Raw genomic sequence first — 15,520 nt, forward strand, 5'->3', positions numbered from 1 at the left:
TCTAAAGTGATATACAAAAAAGAAGCAGACCTTAAACTACATGGTCTGCTTCTTTTTGTATCATTTGATATGGTACTTATTTAGGAAGTTGAAGAAGCAAATGAAGCATCCGAATCTGTTAATGTATTCATATAGTGTTGAATGCCTTCTTCGATCGCTTGCGATGTTTTTAATTTCATCCATGACAATGCTTGATGAGAAGCTTGCTTGGAATCGGTATTCAATATGCTCTGTTTGACCCGCAATAACGATTGAGGTGACATGCTTAGATGATCGACACCCATCTGTAACCAAAATGGAATCGAACGTTCATCTCCAGCCATTTCTCCGCATACACTTACAGGTATACCTTCTGCATGAGCAGCTTGAATCGTACTCCGAAGCATTCGTAGCACAGCAGGATGATACGGATTATACATATGGGCAATATGTTCATTCATACGGTCAACAGCCAGTACATACTGAACTAGATCATTGGTACCGATACTGAAAAAGTCACATTCTTCAGCCAGCAGATCAGCAATAGCAACAGCCGCAGGAATTTCGATCATAATACCGACTTGAATATCACGGTTATATGGCATTCCACGTTGATCCAATTCATCCATTGCTTCACGAAGAATTACATTCGCTTGTTGTACTTCTTCTACCGAAGAAATCATCGGATACATAATTTTGACTGCACCATAAGCACTTGCACGTAATATCGCCAGTAATTGCGTTTTGAACAAGTCCGTATGTTCCAGACAGATTCGAATCGCTCGATAACCGAGGAAAGGATTTTCTTCTTCAGGTAATGGGAAATAATCCAGTTCTTTATCTCCACCAATATCGAGTGTGCGAATAACGACTGCTTGCCCTTTGGCTTTTTCAGCAACTAACCGATACACTTCGAATTGCTCACGTTCACTTGGAAAAGAAGTGCGATCCATATACATAAATTCAGTGCGGAATAATCCCACACCTTTGGCTCCGTTTTTCAAAGCAATATCCAGTTCTTTAATCGAGCTGATATTCGCTGAGAGACGCATAGGAACGCCATCTCTAGTAACTGAATCTACCGTAGACAACATCTCTAACTGCCGTTTACGACGATCCTGAGCGGTTCTAATTAGCTTATAGTGTTCGATTGTTTTTGGATCAGGATGAACAATGATTTTACCATTATCTCCATCGACAATAATCATTTCACCGGTCTGAATTGGTGGATCTAATTGACTTTCCAATCCAGAGACAAGCGGAATCCCGATCGCTCTTGCCATAATAGCCGAATGAGATGTTTTTCCACCTAGAATGGTAGCAATACCGAGTACATTATGTGGATTCAAATGCACCAATTGCGAAGGTGACAATTCTTTAGCTACCAGAATATAAGGTTGTGTATCTGTAGGTAACGTCACTTCAGGCGCACCTAGTAGATGTTTGAGTAGGCGGTTACCTACATCTTTGATATCAGCAGCACGTTCTTTCATATATTCATCATCCAGTAAATCAAACATCGTTACAAAATGGTTAATCGCTTCTTGTACAGCCACTTCTGCCGCTTTGTATTGACGTTCAATAATACCGCGAATCTCATTCATAAATTCAGGATCTTCCAAAATAGCTAAATGAGCATCGAAAATGCTTGATTCTTCGGGGCCTGCGATTTCCTCGAATTCATTTTTCATCAGCTCTATTTCCGTTTTGGATGTACGAATCCCTTCATATAAACGCTCAAATTCTTGCGCAAGGTCTGTTGGATCTAGACACTGATCCGGCACATCCCATTCCCAAGTTGGTAATACAAATGCTTTTCCTATCGCTACTCCACCAGCAGCTGCAATTCCTTTGATCATGTTTAGTCCCCCCCACCGCTCTTATCATGCAATACTACCGACATTACAGCCCCTTGTCCTTTTTTCACATTTTTAAATGGAGCATAACTCCATGATCTGACACGATCAGGGTTAGTAATAACCATCGGAGTCGCAAGTGACGGTGCGTTTTTTTGCAATGTTTCCAAATCAAATTTGATCAATAACTGTCCGGCTTCGACAACATCTCCAGCAGCAACAACCGCTTCAAAACAGCCTTTTTGCTGAGAGGTATCAATACCGATATGAAGCAATATTTCAACACCTTCGGTTGTGCCAATACCTATCGCATGCATTGTAGGATACAAATGCATAATCGTTCCGGCTACTGGTGATACCAATTCACCACTTTCAGGTAAAAAGGCTACACCTTCACCGACTAATTTCCCTGCGAAAATCTGATCAGGCACTTCAGATAAAGCAATCATTTTACCTTGTACAGGTGCGCAAAATTGAACATGTGTCAGATCGCGATCCATCAACTTCCGAATCTCTTCACGAATCAATTCAGAATACGTGCCGAATACGATTTGTACATTACCGCCACCTAATTTGATCAGTCCGGCTGAACCTAACGACTTCAGCGCACGACTATCTATCGCACGGTCATTGACTACCGTTAATCGCAATCTTGTAATACAAGCTTCCACTCTGACAATATTTTCTTTGCCACCTAATGCTTGCAAGATAAGCGGGGTCTGATAAGGTATATTACCCACCCAATCGCCTAATGTAGAAGCTTCTTCACGACCAGGTGTTGGAATCCTGAATCGCCGAATCGCAAAGCGGAAAATAAAGTAATATGCCAGTCCATAGGCTATTCCAATCGGAATCAACATCCATGCATTGCTAGACAAATGATAATTCAGCACATAGTCGATCGCTCCTGCTGAATAGGAGAAACCATGATGAATGTCTAATGCATAGGTGATCCACATCGCTAGTCCAGATAACACAATGTGAATACCGAATAACCATGGCGAAGCAAATAAAAAAGCAAACTCAATCTGCTCGGATACCCCTGTCAAAAAACAAACGAGCGCCGCCCGCATAAATGTTTTACGCACTTTGGGCTTCAAATCTTCACGTGCTTCTTGAATAATAGCAAGAGCTGTCGCTGGTAATGCAAACATCATCACAGGATATAAGCCTGCCATATAGATACCTGCTGTCGGATCCCCACTGAAAAACCGTGGCAAATCACCCTGAACAATATCTCCATGCGTCTCATAAGACCCAATTTGGAACCAGACAATATTATTTAATAAGTGATGTAATCCAAAAGCGGAAAGAATACGGTATAACGCTCCATATAAAAATAACCCGAACCCGCCCATCGTAGACAATCCCCAGGTAAGTCCATTTAAAAGATGTTGTAATATCGGGGCGAACCATAACATGCCATAAGCAAATACAGAAGAAAATAACCCCATAAACAGCAAAACAAAACGCGATCCGCCAAAAAACTGGATCGCTTCGGGAAGACGTACATTTTTGAATCGCCTGTACACTGCCCCGGCTATGATACCCATCATGATTCCAATCAATGTGGAAGGCTGTATCAAATCACTGCTAAAATGCTTGGTCACCTGATCATATAATGCCATTCCGGCAAAAGCGGCAAGTCCTGCGGTTCCGGCTTGATTAGCCAGTCCTAAGGCAACACCTATCGCAAAAATAAACGGTAAATAATGAAAAATACTTTGACCTGCTATCGTAGCTACCTCAGAAACGACAGGTAAGCCCCATGCTCCCCATGGAAGGCCTCCTACACTGAGCAAAATAGCCGCTGCCGGAAGTACCATGGTAGGAAGCATAATTGCTCTTCCGAACTGTTGCAGGGAACCTAGCCAATTCAACGCGCCCTCCCCCTTCCTATACCTGATGGTACGCTGTAGGCCATGTTTTGTCAAAGCGTCTCCATATGATAGGAATGCCATGATTTCCTCATTTTTATATATAACATACACCTAATTGTTCATCTATTCTATATCTATTATGCAAAAGATATCGAAAAGACAAAAAAATATAGAAAAGCCTGAGATTGGATCAACCGGCTTTTCTATATTTTGATGGAGTGCTTCATTTTTATCGTATATTTCAAGACACTTATCTATAATTGATTAAGCTCGTATAGGACGTACAATCGCTTCTTCTACTTTGATACAGCGATCCATAATCATCTGGATACCCTGTTCTTCTGCTATTTGTGCGGCTTCGTTATTCACTACACCTAATTGTAACCAGATCGTCTGAGCATTGACCTCTACCGCTTCTCTAGCGATGTCTGCGCAATACTCACTACGGCGGAATACATTGACCATATCAATCGGTTCAGGCACATCTTTAAGGCTCGCATAGCAGGTTTCGCCTAGAATCTTCTGCCCTGCTGCTTGTGGATTAACAGGAATAATACGATAGCCTCGATTTTGCATCGCTGCGGATACCATATACGATGTACGATCCATTTTGTCAGATAATCCAACCACTGCGATATTGCCTACGTTTTCCAAAATCGTTTTAATTTCTTCTCGTGAAGGATTAGTAAAAGCCATCTTCATCTTCCTCCTTGATCTGTATTTAATAGAGAACAGTACGCTGATTAATTCAAGCTATACCTATTGCTTATATTAACCTTGTACCCATTCTATATTAGCGCCAAGCGCTTGGATGTGATCAAAGTACTGCGGATACGACTTCGCTACATGATGAGCATCACGAATAACGATCGGTTGTTTGGCACGTAAGCCTACAATAGACAGTGCCATAATAACACGATGATCATAATGAGCATCAATCGTAACGCCACCTTCTACTCCTTCAGGACGACCATGCACGATGATCTCTGCTTGACGCTCTTCTACATTAGCACCTGCTTTGCGAAGTTCTGTTAAATAGTCTGTGATCCGGTCGCACTCTTTATAACGCAAATTTTCTACATTATAGAAGCGTGAAGTGCCTTCTGCAAATACAGCCGCTGCTACCATCGCAAGTACAGCATCTGTAGCCGCATCACCATCAAATTCAACTGCTTTAAGTATGCCTGTTCCTTTGACATGTACAACATCATTTTCATGGGTTAATGGAACTTGCATCATTTGTAATACATCTACGACTGCTTTTTCCCCTTGCTTACTTTCTACAGGTAAGCGATGAATAATCACATCAGACTTGGTGACTGCCGCTGCTGCAAGTACAGCTGCTGATCCCGGATAATCGCCTTGCACGGTGTAGGATTGAGCTACATATTTTTGACGACCTGGTACTTTGTAAGTCATCAAGTCTTCACTTGCTTCAATCGTAATACCAGCTTGCGCTAATACTTCAAGTGTCTGCCCTACAACGACTTTGGACTTGAGATCATGTAGTACTGTAATTTCACTATCTTCTTCTAATAAAGGAGTCAAAAATAACAATGCACTCAAATACTGTGAGCTGACACTACCCGATACAGTAATCTTGCCCCCACGCGGCTGACCTCCACGTATCGTAATCGGTAGTCTTCCGTTCTGGTGTTCTACTTCGACACCTAATTGACCCAAAGATGTAATCAGATCATCATGTGGACGTTTCCCTAGTGAATCTGGATATGTATTCACAAACGTCACTTCAGGGCATAATGCAGCAATCGCCATCAAAAAGCGTAATACCGCTCCAGCATTGCCTACATTTAACTCTTTCACATCTACAGGCTTGCTCCCGAATCCAGTAATCACTATTTTCTCATCATCTTCTTCTAAAATAGCTCCCAAATCACGAATACAACGACGCATTGCATCACTATCTTCACTATGTGCAGGGAAATGAATCGTACTTGTTCCTTCTGCTAAAGCAGCCACTAGCAAATAACGTGTAGTATAATTTTTAGAAGATAACGCTCCAATTTCTCCTTTGAGTTCAGGGGTAGCGGTAACAATAACATCCATAGTTTTCTGCTCCTTTAAATAAAATAATATTGGTCATTATAGTTATACTTCTTTTGTTTAACTCATTTTCTGTGCTATGCTGTCACTTCAATTGACAGTAAAGATCACGCTTCGGTATGATAAAGATGTTAAAAACACATTCAGAAATGAGGGTATAACCTATATGTCTAATCCTACTCAGATCGACACGGATGAACTGCGCGAACGCTTGGCGGCAGGAGAGAAATTGCAATTAATTGATGTACGTGAAGATGAAGAAGTGAACCAGGGTATGATCGATGGTGCCAAACATATTCCTTTGGGTCAAATTCCTGATCGTCTGAATGAAATCGATAAAACAATACCGACTGTTTTAATTTGTCGTAGCGGATACCGTAGCGAACGTGCGCGTGAATATCTACAACAATTAGGTTACGATCATTGCTTAAATATGTCTGGTGGTATGATTGATTGGGTTGAAAATCAATCTTAATTGAATATTCTTTATCTGTATCAAAGACTTGTTGACTTCATGTAACAGGTCTTTTGCTTTCGCACCTAAACATTAAAAAGCTTGAACGCGGTAACGTGTTAAAACATGTGTAGCCACTTCATCTGGATTCAAAAGCGATGTATCTACAGTGACATGGGCAAATTCATAAGCGTGTTTACGCTGCTCCATAATACTACTGACTCGCTCATATGTGTCTCCTGCTAGTAATGGACGGTTATCGTCTCCACCTACACGTTGTACAATATGATCAATATCAGCGGTCAAACATACCACAAGCCCTTTATTGGTCATGAGCTGGCAATTGGTATCCCGCAACACTGAACCTCCGCCTGTCGACACGATTTGCCCTTTTTGCTCCAACACTTTGGCAAGCATTTGGCTTTCAAGTTCACGGAAGTACAATTCTCCTTTGGAAGCGAAAATATCCTGTACACTCATACCTTCTGATTCTGCAATCACTGCATCAATATCAACTAATGGATATTGCAGTAAGTCAGCTAATAATGTACCTACGGTTGTTTTGCCTGTACCCATCATTCCAACCAGAATAATATTGGAATGCAACAAATCTTTTGGTTGATGCACTATGTCTACACCTCTTTCAACAACTATGCTATTCCACCCATCATATCATAGAGGTAAAACATAAGACAATCATTCGTTTCTTCGATGTAATCCCTTTAGAAGCAGACAAAGTAGACATCAAAAAAGCGCACTGGCTTTTCCTATCTGTATAGGAGTTCCAGTGCGCTTTAAAATAATGATTATCAGATATTGTAGACTATTCTTGCATCCATTCGTGATGGAATGTACCTTCTTTATCCAAACGTTTGAACGTATGTGCACCGAAGTAGTCACGTTGAGCTTGTAACAAGTTTGCTGGCAATCTTTCTGTACGGTAGCTATCGAAGTAAGCCAATGCACTAGAGAATCCAGGAACCGGAATACCGTATTTCACAGCGATAGATACAACTTCACGCCATGCATCTTGATATTCTTCAACTACACCTTTGAAGTAATCATCAAGCAATAGGTTTTTTAGACCGGAGTCTTTGTCATAAGCATCTTTGATGTTTTGCAAGAAACGAGAACGGATAATACAACCGCCACGGAAAATCATAGCGATATTACCGTATTTCAAATCCCAACCGTATTCGTCAGAAGCTGCACGCATTTGTGCGAAACCTTGAGCGTAAGATACGATTTTGGAAGCAAACAATGCTCTGCGAACTGCTTCAATAAATTCAGCTTTGTCGCCTGTGAAAGCATCTGTTTTAGGTCCGTTTAGAATTTTACTTGCTGCTACACGTTCTTCTTTCATTGCAGACAAGAAGCGTGCAAATACAGATTCAGTGATCATAGACAATGGAACGCCTAGATCCAATGAACTTTGACTTGTCCATTTACCTGTACCTTTTTGTCCAGCAGAGTCAAGAATAACGTCAACCATAGGTTTGCCAGTTTCTTTATCATATTTAGAGAAGATATCAGCTGTAATTTCGATCAAGTAGCTATCTAGTTCGCCTTTGTTCCACTCGCTGAAAATAGATTGTAATTCTTCAGCAGAAGTTCCTAGAACAGAAGTTAACAAGTTATATGCTTCACCAATCAACTGCATATCGCCATACTCGATACCGTTATGCACCATTTTTACATAGTGTCCAGCACCGTCTGGTCCGATATATGTACAGCAAGGATCGCCATCAACTTTAGCAGAAATTGCTGTAAGAATAGGTTCTACCAATTTATAAGCACTTTCTTGTCCACCTGGCATAATAGCAGGTCCTTTAAGTGCGCCTTCTTCACCACCGGATACACCTGTACCGATAAAGCGGAATCCTTGAGCTTCCAAGTCTTTGCTACGACGTTGCGTATCTGGGAAGTAAGCATTACCACCATCAATAATGATGTCACCTTCAGCTAAGAAAGGAATCAATTGTTCAATCGTAGAATCTGTTGCAGATCCTGCTTGAACCATAATTAGAATTTTGCGTGGAACTTCCAAAGAATTAACAAACTCTTCGATAGAAAATGTTCCTGTTAGGTTTTTGCCTTTTGCTTCTTCAAGCAAATCGTTCGTTTTTTGCGGAGAACGATTGAATACAGATACTGTAAAGCCTCTGCTTTCAATATTTAAAGCTAAGTTCTTACCCATAACGGCAAGACCGATTACACCAATTTGTTGTTTAGACATTTCTGGTTCTCCATCCTTTGCTTCAATATTTTGTATTCATGATTTTGCATAAAATAAGTAGGTTCAATTCATCATTTTACAGGTTTTAATGTCATAAGGAAAGTCTCAAAACGTGATCTGACCAAAATTCATAGAATTGTTGAAAGAATTGTGAATATTTTGGCTATCTCAACAAATTATTTTGGAGATCACGTTTTAAGGTTTACTTTTCCAAACGAATAAGTTCAAAACGAAGATTTTCCAACACTTTTTTACATTCATCAATTTTTTCAGTATCGCCTGTTTTGATTGCTTCATTCAATAGATCTAGCGACTCATCAATTTGCGTCTCTATATTTTCCAATCTCTGTTCACCTTCCGTCGATAAAAAAAGTGTGTGTAATGCTTCATGCGTTAACGTCGATTCTTTTTGATACAATACACGCTGTTCGAAACCCGATATTTCGACCATACGAATCACTTCACCAAACAATATGTTTTCAACAAGAATCTGTTGATCTTTAAATCGTTTGACGATTGCATGTCCACGTGTATCGCCGATTAACTTCTCCATCCATTCAGACAAACGCGAATCATGGATACGATAATCTCCGATCAATTTGTATCCTTCTTGTGTTTGTTGAAAACGTAATTTGGTCATATGATCATCTGTACGGATCGATACGATAAATGAATCCTCGGTTTCTCTCCAATACAGTGAATATCCTTCTTTGATCAAATCACGAATCAAATTTTGAATATCACGCCGCTCAAAACGCAATTCCAAGTTACAATATTCCACTTCATAACTTTTATTCATCATAATCCCTCCTTTTCAAACAATTGGTTGATCTGTATGTCATTCTATATATCTTTCTAGCTGTTCTGTGATTAATTGATAAAATATACAAAAAAAAGTATAAATAACGAATGCTATTTTGGAAATAAGCACTATAAAGAGTATTGTTGTATATGCAAACTTTAGTACAATGTATACTTATTATAATTTTACCCCTTTACAAGGTTGTCTAAGCACTAAAGCATACAGATACATGTAATCTTCATGAAATAATCGTATGCTCTTATGCTATAATAAACGCGGCTTATCGGTACACTTATATGGATGGATTTGGAAAGAGGGGCATTTTAAATATGAATAATGTTGAATTTAAAGGATTTGATTCGAAAGACTTTGATGTATTTACTATCGATGGTTTGGAGCCACGTATGGATGCGTTGATTCAGACGATTCGACCTAAACTCACAACAATCGGTGAACAGATACAGCCTTATCTGGCTACACTATGTGGTGAAGAAATGTATGTACATGTTGCCAAACACGCTCGTCGTACGGTGAATCCACCTAAAGATACATGGGTAGCATGGGCATCGAATAAACGTGGATACAAAGCATTACCTCACTTTGAAGTAGGTATGTTTGGCAGTCATGTCTTTATTGTATTTGCAATTATCTATGAAAGTCCACGTAAAGTAGATTTTGGTAAAGCATTACAAACCAATTGGAGAAAAGTAAAACAAATGATCCCTGATGAATTCTACTGGTCTACAGATCATATGTCACCACAAGCCAATATTCAGGGTGAATTAGATGACCAGTACTGGTTGGATACCGCAGAACGATTACAGCATGTCAAAAAATCCGAGATCGTATGTGGATTACGTATCGAAAAAGATGATCCATTGCTTCAAGATGGCAAAGCTTTTATCGAAAAAGTAGAACAAACTTTCGAACAATTACTTCCGTTGTACCGAATGGCATTTTAATATCGACCTTCATATGAATCTATAAAAAAACACCTTATCTGCGATGTAAGCACATAAGGTGTTTTGGTATGTTTATCTAAGATTAGGTCGATGACGTATCATGATCCAATGAATACAAAACAAAATAAACATTGAACTAGCACTGACAAAAAAAGGAGCTTGTGGACTAATACTATCCCATAACTTTCCAGAGACTAGAGGTCCAATCACAAGCCCTGATCCTTGTAACGTCAAAAACAACCCCCAGATCATACCTCGTTCTTTCGTAGGCACAAGCTTGGCGAGTAACGAATTCCAAGCGGGTAAAATCATCGCATAACTCAAACCTATACCCACTACAAATATCCATATCCAAAATAAAATTCTAGTAGAAGCCATTCCGACTAATGCCGTACCTGCAAGTAAAAACCCAATATGCAGAAAAAAGCGACTGCCAAAACGATCGATCAGGCGACCTGCTGGAATCAGACCCAGTGCTGTCACACCGCCACCTACAATTAATAAGCCGTTAAAATACGCAGGCGTTAATTCGAGTTGGCTGACCACATACAACGTGATAATAGGTGTAAGAATACCTAATGCAAAAGATTGTAGAAATAATGCCGGATATAATAAAGGATGGATATGTAGCGAACGAATCAACGATACATATTGCTTTATCCGTTGCTTACCTGTAATTCGAGAAGTTGATCGGTGCTGTAGCTGTTCATCCGATTCAGGATCAGCTTCTAGAGCATAGACTTCTTTTTTACGACCCGGTAAGCATAAAGCAATTCCTAGCACTACAGTCATACAGACTAACATCATCCAAAGTGTTGATTGATACGATGTGCCACTAATCCAATTGACAGTTACGGGTCCAAGCCCGGCGCCTCCAAGAGAAGCTATTTCTATAATGCTCATCGATGTTCCATATTTGCCATCAGCCTGTGAAAGACTGGTAATCTGCGACATCACACAAGGCCATAGAGGAGCACTTCCTATCCCCATCACTGCACAAGCAAAGATTAGCCAGCCTGTACTTTTTTCGGTTGCCATAATAAAAACAGCACCCAGTACAAGAATCATACCGATCGACATAATCATTCGGAAGCCCAATCGTTCTGCTAACCAGCCAGCAGGACCTCGAAGTGCATTGTCCCCTACATATTGCAATGCAAAAGCAATACCGATTGCAAACGCAGGTAATCCAAGTACATGGCCCATATATACAGGCAGTAAAGTGACTAATAATCCACCTTTAACAAATTCCACTAAAAAAATAAGGAGCCATAGGCATACAAATACAAAAATATGACGTTGACGCTTTTTTGCTTGATTCTGCTGGTCTGTGATAGAATTCGAAATCGATACCATTAATGAAGATGACTCCCTTCAAGTCTAACCCTGAATGTATACCTCTTTATAGATCATGCATTTTATCTTATCATAATAACTATTGCATTCCCTCCACGTTTTGCTATACTCATTTTGTTTGGCAAAATGTTGTATAAGCATTTTAGCCTATGAATCATTATTTGACATCAGAAAGGTTGTGACAGCTTTAATGGATCATCAGCAAACGCCGCTTTTTACCGCTCTTCGAGAACATGCGGCAAGCAATCCCGTCCAATTCCATATTCCAGGGCACAAAAAAGGAATCGGAAGTGATCAGGAATTTCGAGAGTTCGTGGGTGACAATACCCTTTCTATAGATCTGATCAATATCGCACCACTGGATGATTTACACCAACCTATGGGTGTGATCGAGCAAGCACAAAAATTAGCTGCTGATGCTTTTGGCGCTGATTATACGTATTTCTCAGTTCAAGGAACAAGTGGTGCTATTATGACTATGATTTTGTCGGTCTGCTCACCCGGTGACAAAATTATTGTTCCTCGTAATGTACACAAATCAATCATGTCTGCGATTATTTTTGCAGGAGCGAAACCTGTATTCGTGTCTCCAGCACGTGATGAGAACTTGGGGATTGATCATGGCATTACGACTTCATCGGTACGTCGTGCTCTAGATCGTCACCCTGATGCCAAAGCTGTTCTTGTGATTAACCCGACTTACTTTGGTGTGTGTGCAGATTTGAAAGAAATCGTGGATCTTTCGCATAGCCGCGGTGTTCCCGTATTGGTTGATGAAGCGCATGGTGTATTGATTCATTTCCACAAGGACTTACCGGTCTCTGCGATGGAAGCCGGTGCAGATATGGCTGCTACCAGTGTACATAAGCTAGGTGGCTCGATGACTCAAAGTTCTGTCTTGAATCTAAATGTAAAAAATGGTCATGTGAATCCTCACCGCGTACAGACCATTATTAGCATGCTGACTACAACATCTACTTCATACATCCTACTCGCTTCTTTAGACACGTCACGTCGTAATCTAGCGCTACACGGACATGATATGGCAGAGCGCACGATCAATCTGGCACAAGAAACACGTCAGAAGATCAATGATATTCCTGGATTATACTGCTTTGGTAAAGAATTGCTTGGTGGTGAAGCTACCTTCAATTACGATCCGACGAAGCTGACGATTCATATCCGTCATTTAGGAATAACAGGCTATGATGCAGAGAACTGGTTGCGTGAGCATTACAATCTAGAGATTGAACTTAGTGATATGTATAACATTTTGTGTCTGGTGACTCCAGGGGATACACAGGATAGTGTAGATATTCTGGTACGTTCGTTAACGGATATGGCTTCTCAATATTACAGCACAGACGGTTCCAAAGAAATTCATGAACTGGTGGTCAAAATTCCAGAGATTCCGCAATTGTCACTGATTCCGCGTGATGCTTTTTACGGGGATACAGAAGTGGTTCCTTTCAAAGAATCGGCAGGACGCATTATTGCTGAATTTATTTATGTATATCCGCCGGGTATTCCGATTTTGCTACCAGGTGAAGTCATTTCACAAGAAAATATCGATTATATTACCGATCATGTAGAAGTCGGTCTGCCTGTTAAAGGCCCTGAAGATCGTACGGTTCATCATGTCAAAGTGATTGTCGAGACAGACGCTATTTTCTAAACATTCAATTACCTTTCTATAACATACAAAAAAAGCCGGAGCGAATACTGTATAGAAATATACAATATCCATTCCGGCTTTTTTTATAAGGTGATGAATCTTATTCTGATTCTTCAATAAGCTCGCCGTATGCTTTCTCTACAGCTGCCCATTCTTTTTCGTCTTCGATATTTTGCAATTCGAATCCGTCTTCTTCTTCCTCAAGACGCATGATATAACCATCCGCTTCAGGGTTGCCACGCTCTAGTAGAAGTGCATACAATTTCTCGCCCACATCAAATGTTTCAACAAGAACCATTTCTACATCATTACCTTCATCGTCAGTCAATGTTAATACATATTCTTCCGCTTCGTGGTCATGGTCGTGATCATGATTGCAATTTTCATCATGTACATGTTTATCGCTCATTAGGATAACCTACTTTCAGTATAAAATTGAATGTCATTTAGGTTCATAAATAGGTACAATACCTTGGATTCATGAAATAATACTTGTGTATCTTACCACTTTCCCCTAGACAGGTCAATTGAGAGTCATACCTTGAACAGATCCTAATCGATGAGAGACTAATCAGATATCATGATTATTGATTGAGCGCCGTAATTACCTTTTGGGATACCAGTACATAATCGCTAGCTTTGGACTTTTTCATATAAAATCCGACTGTATACTTGCCTGCGCTATTAAAGTCGTATGTGAAATCATATGTGCGGAACCAGAAGTTATCTTTTTGTTGTGTAATATCCTGACTTTGGATATCTTTTTGATTCCCTGAAGGATCGATAATCGCTACTTTCACAGCTACAATATCCGTTTGTAAATTGTCGACTTGACTAAATACGTTGAATTTGAGCTTTCCTTTACTGACGTTGCCAAACGCCGTATCATTTTTGAATAAAAAGATATGTACGTTAGGTTTGGTAAGTTTGACCGTTTTGGCATCATTATCATAATCGACAATGCCTTGAATTTCACGCAAAGGCACATAAGTTTTGCCATCGATCATGTACGCTCCATCACTAACCTCACTTCCATTGATCCAGACTTTAATCTTTTGACTTACAGCATCTGCAAATAGCACTGAACTGCTCATTAAGAAAAAGGCTAATGCACAGACTGCAACTCTTTTCCATATCACGTAAGAACCCCTCCTTTTATATTTAGAAAAAGCTTATCGACTCCAATTCTTTCTGTATTATAAAAGCATTGTATCTCTATGCTGATCTTCTTATACATATATACTCCATTAGTCCCGTTCAGTTGCGGTGAAAAAATTGTAACCTTTTGACATATGGTCACTCTTCTGCATTTTCACTTTTAACTCTTATTAAACCAATGAATTAAAGTTGTATCTCCGTGGGTTGGCTATAACAGGATTATATTCATCATTTCCCTTCTTGGTTCTATTCATGGTACATTGAGAAGGAAGAATGTCTAATGATCATACAAGACATATCTAGATCATACGTACAATACAGACAGGAGGAATACTGTGTCTATTGAACTACAAATGCTAGGAACAGGTAATGCTTTTGCCAAAAATTATCATAATAACAACGCCCTTCTTCATGTAGGCGACTATACGTTGATGGTGGATTGCGGTATTACAGCTCCACTGGCTTTACATCAATTGGGTAAAACGGTCAATGAAATAGATGCGATTCTAGTGACTCATATTCATGGAGATCATGTTGGAGGACTGGAAGAGCTAGGCTTTCAAATGAAATTTATCTATAATCGTAAACCGGTTCTATATATTGCAAGTACATTGGTTCGTCCACTATGGGAGCACACGTTATCTGGTGGAATGACACAAGAAGGAATAGAACGAATCGAAGATGTGTTTGATGTGAGACCGATTGTGGCTGAACAACCAATTACTTTAACCGAAGGACTGGATATTGAATTGATTCAGACTCCGCATATCGATGGTAAGAATAGCTATTCCTTTTTACTGAATGAGACTATTTTTTATAGCGGAGATATGAAATTCCAACCTCATCTGCTGGAACATTTGGTATATGAGCGAGGGGTGCAGACCATTCTGCATGATTGCCAATTACATCCTCCGGGTATTGTTCATGCCACGTTAGATGAATTGCTGTCTTTACCAGAACAAGTACGTTCGACTATTCTGTTGATGCATTATAACGACGATAAAGATGATTTTGTAGGCAAAACAAAAGAAATGACATTTTTAGAACAACACAAAATTTACACGTTAGGATCATAACCCTCCTATCGACAGATCAACA

14 protein-coding genes are annotated in these 15,520 nt (G+C 39.9%); 4 read left to right on the forward strand and 10 right to left on the reverse strand.

All coding sequences use genetic code 11. The annotated features are described in order from the left end of the window. Positions 1-80: 80 nt before the first annotated feature. From ptsP to aroA, 4 genes are all read right to left on the reverse strand, one after another. Positions 81-1,838 (reverse strand): phosphoenolpyruvate--protein phosphotransferase, encoded by a 1,758-nt coding sequence (ptsP, locus tag PaeCFBP13512_RS01440; RefSeq protein WP_069329012.1) that lies wholly within the window; start codon positions 1,836-1,838, stop codon positions 81-83. Positions 1,839-1,840: 2 nt separating this feature from the next. Further along, on the reverse strand, positions 1,841-3,715 hold the full coding sequence (locus PaeCFBP13512_RS01445) for a glucose PTS transporter subunit IIA (protein ID WP_069329011.1): 1,875 nt from the start codon (positions 3,713-3,715) through the stop codon (positions 1,841-1,843). A gap of 264 nt (positions 3,716-3,979) precedes the next feature. Next, the gene (locus tag PaeCFBP13512_RS01450) at positions 3,980-4,411 is read right to left on the reverse strand and encodes a CoA-binding protein (RefSeq protein ID WP_137220721.1); all 432 of its coding nucleotides are present in this window, start codon (positions 4,409-4,411) and stop codon (positions 3,980-3,982) included. A gap of 75 nt (positions 4,412-4,486) precedes the next feature. After that, a complete protein-coding gene (aroA, locus tag PaeCFBP13512_RS01455) occupies positions 4,487-5,782 on the reverse strand; it encodes a 3-phosphoshikimate 1-carboxyvinyltransferase (RefSeq protein ID WP_137220722.1) in 1,296 nt (431 codons plus the stop codon). A gap of 163 nt (positions 5,783-5,945) precedes the next feature. On the opposite strand from aroA, the gene PaeCFBP13512_RS01460 reads away from it, so the two are divergent. Further along, positions 5,946-6,254, forward strand: a complete 309-nt coding sequence (locus tag PaeCFBP13512_RS01460) for a rhodanese-like domain-containing protein (protein WP_069329008.1) — start codon at positions 5,946-5,948, stop codon at positions 6,252-6,254. A gap of 72 nt (positions 6,255-6,326) precedes the next feature. Here the strand turns inward: PaeCFBP13512_RS01460 and PaeCFBP13512_RS01465 are convergent, their stop codons facing one another. The 3 genes from PaeCFBP13512_RS01465 to PaeCFBP13512_RS01475 form a co-directional block, all read right to left on the reverse strand. Then, positions 6,327-6,860: a shikimate kinase gene (locus tag PaeCFBP13512_RS01465; RefSeq protein ID WP_241669243.1), complete on the reverse strand. Its 534-nt coding sequence runs from the start codon at positions 6,858-6,860 to the stop codon at positions 6,327-6,329. A 196-nt stretch (positions 6,861-7,056) separates the two neighbouring features. Next, positions 7,057-8,469 carry an NADP-dependent phosphogluconate dehydrogenase gene (gene gndA / locus PaeCFBP13512_RS01470; RefSeq protein WP_069329007.1) on the reverse strand — a complete coding sequence of 471 codons (1,413 nt, stop codon included), beginning with the start codon at positions 8,467-8,469 and terminating at the stop codon, positions 7,057-7,059. A 202-nt stretch (positions 8,470-8,671) separates the two neighbouring features. Further along, the gene (locus PaeCFBP13512_RS01475; RefSeq protein WP_137220723.1) at positions 8,672-9,268 is read right to left on the reverse strand and encodes a hypothetical protein; all 597 of its coding nucleotides are present in this window, start codon (positions 9,266-9,268) and stop codon (positions 8,672-8,674) included. Positions 9,269-9,600: 332 nt separating this feature from the next. Between PaeCFBP13512_RS01475 and PaeCFBP13512_RS01480 the strand changes: the two genes are divergently transcribed. Next, a complete protein-coding gene (locus PaeCFBP13512_RS01480) occupies positions 9,601-10,233 on the forward strand; it encodes a YktB family protein (protein ID WP_137220724.1) in 633 nt (210 codons plus the stop codon). Between the two features lie 72 nt (positions 10,234-10,305). Here the strand turns inward: PaeCFBP13512_RS01480 and PaeCFBP13512_RS01485 are convergent, their stop codons facing one another. After that, the gene (locus PaeCFBP13512_RS01485) at positions 10,306-11,589 is read right to left on the reverse strand and encodes an MFS transporter (RefSeq protein WP_137220725.1); all 1,284 of its coding nucleotides are present in this window, start codon (positions 11,587-11,589) and stop codon (positions 10,306-10,308) included. A 190-nt stretch (positions 11,590-11,779) separates the two neighbouring features. Between PaeCFBP13512_RS01485 and PaeCFBP13512_RS01490 the strand changes: the two genes are divergently transcribed. Further along, positions 11,780-13,264 carry an aminotransferase class I/II-fold pyridoxal phosphate-dependent enzyme gene (locus tag PaeCFBP13512_RS01490; protein WP_069329003.1) on the forward strand — a complete coding sequence of 495 codons (1,485 nt, stop codon included), beginning with the start codon at positions 11,780-11,782 and terminating at the stop codon, positions 13,262-13,264. Between the two features lie 100 nt (positions 13,265-13,364). Here the strand turns inward: PaeCFBP13512_RS01490 and PaeCFBP13512_RS01495 are convergent, their stop codons facing one another. Both PaeCFBP13512_RS01495 and PaeCFBP13512_RS01500 read right to left on the reverse strand, forming a co-directional pair. Further along, a complete protein-coding gene (locus PaeCFBP13512_RS01495) occupies positions 13,365-13,673 on the reverse strand; it encodes a DUF1292 domain-containing protein (protein ID WP_069329002.1) in 309 nt (102 codons plus the stop codon). A gap of 175 nt (positions 13,674-13,848) precedes the next feature. Then, on the reverse strand, positions 13,849-14,403 hold the full coding sequence (locus PaeCFBP13512_RS01500) for a copper amine oxidase (protein ID WP_069329001.1): 555 nt from the start codon (positions 14,401-14,403) through the stop codon (positions 13,849-13,851). A 354-nt stretch (positions 14,404-14,757) separates the two neighbouring features. On the opposite strand from PaeCFBP13512_RS01500, the gene PaeCFBP13512_RS01505 reads away from it, so the two are divergent. After that, positions 14,758-15,498 carry an MBL fold metallo-hydrolase gene (locus PaeCFBP13512_RS01505; RefSeq protein ID WP_069329000.1) on the forward strand — a complete coding sequence of 247 codons (741 nt, stop codon included), beginning with the start codon at positions 14,758-14,760 and terminating at the stop codon, positions 15,496-15,498. The last annotated feature ends 22 nt before the right edge of the window (positions 15,499-15,520 follow it).

It is taken from the genome of Paenibacillus sp. CFBP13512 (assembly GCF_005233705.1).
GTDB lineage: Bacteria > Bacillota > Bacilli > Paenibacillales > Paenibacillaceae > Saccharibacillus > Saccharibacillus nuruki.

Bases quoted from the DNA above. Each gene is read 5' to 3' on its own strand.
- PaeCFBP13512_RS01460 (WP_069329008.1), top strand. From the start codon at position 5,946: ATGTCTAATCCTACTCAGATCGACACGGATGAACTGCGCGAACGCTTG.
- PaeCFBP13512_RS01475 (WP_137220723.1), bottom strand. From the start codon at position 9,268: ATGAATAAAAGTTATGAAGTGGAATATTGTAACTTGGAATTGCGTTTT.
- PaeCFBP13512_RS01485 (WP_137220725.1), bottom strand. From the start codon at position 11,589: ATGGTATCGATTTCGAATTCTATCACAGACCAGCAGAATCAAGCAAAA.
- ptsP (WP_069329012.1), bottom strand. From the start codon at position 1,838: ATGATCAAAGGAATTGCAGCTGCTGGTGGAGTAGCGATAGGAAAAGCA.
- PaeCFBP13512_RS01495 (WP_069329002.1), bottom strand. From the start codon at position 13,673: ATGAGCGATAAACATGTACATGATGAAAATTGCAATCATGATCACGAC.
- PaeCFBP13512_RS01450 (WP_137220721.1), bottom strand. From the start codon at position 4,411: ATGGCTTTTACTAATCCTTCACGAGAAGAAATTAAAACGATTTTGGAA.
- gndA (WP_069329007.1), bottom strand. From the start codon at position 8,469: ATGTCTAAACAACAAATTGGTGTAATCGGTCTTGCCGTTATGGGTAAG.
- PaeCFBP13512_RS01490 (WP_069329003.1), top strand. From the start codon at position 11,780: ATGGATCATCAGCAAACGCCGCTTTTTACCGCTCTTCGAGAACATGCG.
- PaeCFBP13512_RS01480 (WP_137220724.1), top strand. From the start codon at position 9,601: ATGAATAATGTTGAATTTAAAGGATTTGATTCGAAAGACTTTGATGTA.
- aroA (WP_137220722.1), bottom strand. From the start codon at position 5,782: ATGGATGTTATTGTTACCGCTACCCCTGAACTCAAAGGAGAAATTGGA.